Below are 3,281 nucleotides of genomic sequence, written 5' to 3' on the forward strand. Positions count from 1 at the left end.
AGTCTGAGCAGGAGTGGAGCCGAGGGGGCGGTGGGGGCGGTGACGTCATCGAGGGCGGTACGGCTGCGGGCGGCGGTGCGCCGTGTGCCGCGCGCCCTGTACGAGGAGTTGTGGGCCGAACCCGCCGACCGGGTGCCGCGCATGGAAGAGCCGAACGCGCCGGTGTGGCGCCCGGTGTTCCTGGTGCTGCTGGTGATCACCGCGGTCGGCGCCCTGGTGATCCGCACCTTCGAGCTCACACCGTTCGGCGCCTCGATCAGCGGCCTGGCGCTGCTGGTGGCCGTCGCGCAGTCCGTGGCGCTGGTGGCCGGAATGATCCGTCCGGTGGGCGCCTGGTGGGCGGCGACCGCGCTGGCGTTCATGGCTGCGCTCGTCACCGTGGCCTCCGTTCCCTCGGTCCACCCCACGTACCCGGGCCCCGTGTCCGCTTATCCCACCCCCTTCGCGGGGGTGGCGCTGCAGGGCGGTGCGTTGTTCCTGCTGGCGCTGCGGGTCCGGCCCCGCCGCGCGTCGGTCGCGCTGGCGATCTCGCTGGCTCCGGCGCTGTTCGTCGCCCTGCGTACGCCGCCCCTGCCGCATGTGCCCCCGGCCGTGGCCGTACTCGTGCTCGTCGCCGCGCTGGCCCTCGGCACCGCGCTGCGCAGCCTGCGTCTGGCCCGCAAGGACCTCGTCGTCCAGGTCGAGCTGACCGCCGAGGAGCAGGCCCGGCGCACCCTGCTGGAGGAGCGCAACCGGATAGCCCGCGAGCTGCACGACGTGGTCGCCCACCACATGTCGGTGATCTCCATCCAGGCGCAGGTCGCCCCGCATCTGGTGGAGCACCCCACCGAGGAGCTGCGGGAGAATCTGACCGGCATCCGGGAGAACGCCCTGGAAGCCCTTGCCGAGCTGCGCAGGGTGCTGGGCGTCCTGCGCTCGGAGGACGCCCCGTCGCAGAGTGCGCGGCACGCCCCGCAGCCGGGCCTCGACGGCCTCGACGGTCTGCTCGCCACGGTGCGCTCGACCGGTCTCGCCGTCACCCGCTCCACGACCGGCGATCCCCGCCCCCTCCCACCGGGCGTCGAGCTGTCCGCGTACCGCATCGTGCAGGAGGCCCTGAGCAACGTGATGCGGCACGCACCCAGCGCGAGCGCCGAGGTGGTGATCGGCCACCGGCCCGCCGGGCTGACCGTCCGGGTCGTCAACTCGCCGCCGGACCGCCCGGCCGCCCCCTCCCCGGGCGTACGGCACGGCCTGCTCGGGATGCGCGAACGCGCGGCGATGCTCGGCGGCGAGCTGGCCACCGGCCCCACGCCCGACGGCGGCTGGGAAGTCACCGCGATCCTGCCCACCCGCACCGAGACGACCGAGGACGCCCCATGACACCGCCCATCCGTGCCGTGATCGCCGACGACCAGATGATGGTCCGCCAGGGCTTCACGGTCCTGCTGAACGCCGAGCCGGACATCGAGGTCGTCGGGCAGGCCGTCAACGGGCTCGACGCGGTCACCAAGGTCGCCGAACTCGCCCCGGACGTCGTCCTGATGGACATCCGGATGCCGGAGCTGGGCGGTATCGAGGCGACCCGGCGGATCACCTCCCCCGAGGGCTCCACGGTGAAGGTCCTCGTGCTGACCACCTTCGATCTCGACGAGTACGTCTACGAGGCGCTGCGCGCGGGCGCTTCGGGCTTCCTGCTGAAGGACGCGTCGGCCGACGAACTGGCCCACGCGGTGCGGGTGGTGGCGGCGGGCGACGCACTGCTCTCCCCGAACATCACCAAGCGGCTCATCGTGGAGTTCTCCCGGACGGCCGGGGCCCCGCGCCCACCGCTCAAGGCACGGGTCGGGGAGCTGACGGAGCGCGAGACCGAAGTGCTGACGCTGATCGCGGGCGGCCTGTCGAACGCGGAGATCTCCCGGCAGCTGATCGTGGCGGAGCAGACGGTGAAGACCCATGTGGGCCGGATCCTGGTCAAGTTGGGCGTCCGCGACCGCACCCAGGCGGCGGTGTTCGCGTACGAGTCGGGGCTGGTGCGTCCGGCCGGGCTCTGACCTCCCGCGCCCGGCGCGGGGCCCGTTTCGTAGGATCGGCTCCGTGACGACGGGGAACGGGGCAGGAACAGCGGGCGGCACAGTGGTGGCGCCCACCGGGATCGAGCGCGCGCTGACCGCGGCCGTCGAGGGCGGCAGCGCCGACGCGGTCGTGGAGTTGCTCGCGCGGACCCGGCTGTACGTGCTCGTCGCCCGGCTGCACGCGGACATCCCCGGCTGGACGGCCCCCCTGCCCGCGATCCGCGACGAGGCCTCCGGGCGGACCTGCGTCCCGGTCCTGACCCAGGGCATGCTGCCGCCCTGGCACCCGGAGTGGGTGTTCCGCGAGGTGGGTCTCGGCGAGCTGGCCCGGATCTGGCCGTACGACGTGCGCCGGCTCGCGGTGAACCACGGCACCCCGTACGCGGCGATGCTCGACGCCCGGCCCAAACGGCTGAAGGCCTGGTCGAGGGCGGACGAGCAGTCCGGCGGGGCCCAGCGGGGCGTCCTGCTCACCGACGACGGCGGGCCGCTGCACGGTCCGCTCGCCCACGGACTGGCGCTCGGCGCCCATCTGGCCGTCACCAACGGCCTGATCTGGAACCGGCTCGGCGCCGTCTACGAGGACTACGCGACCGACCGGGCCCGGCTGCGCAGCCCGTGGGGCATCCCGCACCGCGCCGAGTATCGTGACCGCCTCGCCTCCCTGATGAAGAACCAGCTGGTCGGCCGCGTCCAGGAAGCCGTCCTGCGGACCCGGCACACCCTGGCCCACCGGCTGGGGCGGACACCGACGCCCGAGGAGTGGTCCGACGCGGTGGCCCGTACCTTCGCGGTGCGCGACGCGGAGGACCGGGCGGTGGCGGACCGGGCGCTGCGTCACATCACCCGGTACGAGGAAAGGTTCCGGGCCGACGGCGTACTCGCCCCGGAGGGCCGCGTCGACACCCTGGCCGCCTTCGACCTCGGCCGGGCGGTCAACGTCGTACGGCTCGCGCTCGGCGCCCGGTACGGCGATCCGCACGAGGCCGAGCAGGACGTGCTGCGGCTCGGCGAACTCGCCCGGGCGGCCTACTCCTCGTGGGCGGACTTCTCCCTCGGCTACCTCATGGCCCGGGTGGTCCACCGGGCCGAGGACGACGGACCGGAGGCGGCGGAGCCCACGTACCGGCAGTCGCTCACCGAACACCGCCTTCTGACCCAGGACCCCACCAGCCCCTACCGGAACATTCCCTGGTCATGAACTGTCTCTAATACACATCTCCGAGC

General features: G+C 73.5%; 3 protein-coding genes. All 3 read left to right on the forward strand.

Features of this window, described 5'->3' with window-relative positions; all coding sequences use genetic code 11:
• Positions 1 to 75 precede the first annotated feature (75 nt).
• The 3 genes from HET64_RS37665 to HET64_RS37675 are packed head-to-tail and all read left to right on the forward strand — an operon-like array spanning position 76 to position 3,255.
• A complete protein-coding gene (locus HET64_RS37665) occupies positions 76 to 1,362 on the forward strand; it encodes a sensor histidine kinase (RefSeq protein WP_374105609.1) in 1,287 nt (428 codons plus the stop codon).
• Positions 1,359 to 2,033, forward strand: coding sequence for a response regulator transcription factor (locus HET64_RS37670; protein WP_215111731.1), 675 nt, complete (start codon positions 1,359 to 1,361; stop codon positions 2,031 to 2,033). Before HET64_RS37665 ends, HET64_RS37670 begins: the two co-directional genes overlap by 4 nt.
• A gap of 43 nt (positions 2,034 to 2,076) precedes the next feature.
• Positions 2,077 to 3,255: a DUF1266 domain-containing protein gene (locus HET64_RS37675; RefSeq protein ID WP_215111732.1), complete on the forward strand. Its 1,179-nt coding sequence runs from the start codon at positions 2,077 to 2,079 to the stop codon at positions 3,253 to 3,255.
• The last annotated feature ends 26 nt before the right edge of the window (positions 3,256 to 3,281 follow it).

Source organism: Streptomyces sp. McG3, assembly GCF_018619185.1.
Classification (GTDB): Bacteria; Actinomycetota; Actinomycetes; order Streptomycetales; family Streptomycetaceae; genus Streptomyces.